The 722-nt window shown below is 40.2% G+C and carries 1 protein-coding gene and 1 pseudogene; both read right to left on the reverse strand.

Annotated features, from left to right (window positions below; all coding sequences use genetic code 11):
• A pseudogene (locus R7Q09_RS25485) lies at positions 1–134 on the reverse strand (carboxymuconolactone decarboxylase family protein); the annotation flags it as partial.
• Positions 135–192: 58 nt separating this feature from the next.
• Entirely contained in the window at positions 193–549 is a 357-nt protein-coding gene (locus R7Q09_RS25490) for a MerR family transcriptional regulator (RefSeq protein ID WP_023623662.1), read from the reverse strand.
• Between the last annotated feature and the right edge of the window lie 173 nt (positions 550–722).

Genomic DNA, 722 nt, shown 5'->3' on the forward strand with positions numbered 1-722 from the left:
CCAAACGGGTACTCAATCGTGAACTTAGCTAAATCAGGGCAAATGTCGTTCAGGCTTTCGATAACTTTTTGACCAGCCTCTCCATCGATTTTTGATAACTGCTCTAACCCTGTTTGAAATCGCGTATTTTCCATTTTGTGTGCTCCTTTGAGTGAATACCCGCACACCTTACAAGTTAGAGTGAACTCTAAGTCAACGTACTTTTCCGCTTTTATACAGATTTATTTTTTCTTCTAATCGTTTCAGATGCTCATTTTGTTGTCGGATATGTTCGATTAAATTATCTCGATGAACTTCCAAAAGCTTTTGTCTGTCAGCAGTCGTTTGCGAGCCTATCTCCCTCAATGAAGCATATTCTTGAATCTCTTCTAACGGCATTCCCGTCTCTTTCAGCCGCTTGATGAAGTTGACCCAATCAATATCTCGATGGGTGTAGACACGGTGCCCACTGCTATTTCGGTGGACATGTTTCAGTAAGCCAATTTTTTCATAGTATCGAAGCGTGTATGACGACAACCCAACTGCGCTGGAAAACTCTTTCATATTCATTATTTTTACCGAAGATTATCCCTTCCTGTGACCACAAGCAATGTAACCACACTATGGATAACCTTTGCAAAGCAAGCAATCTAGTTTCTTACCGATGTTGTTAAGACTATAAATAGTCGTCTACTTTTATTGATGTAAACCCTTTAGTAAGGCAACTGTAGAGATCGGCGATA

It is taken from the genome of Vibrio sp. 2130-1, from assembly GCF_033339515.1.

Excerpts from the sequence above, each read along its gene's own strand:
- R7Q09_RS25490 (WP_023623662.1), bottom strand. The coding sequence starts at position 549 with ATGAATATGAAAGAGTTTTCCAGCGCAGTTGGGTTGTCGTCATACACG.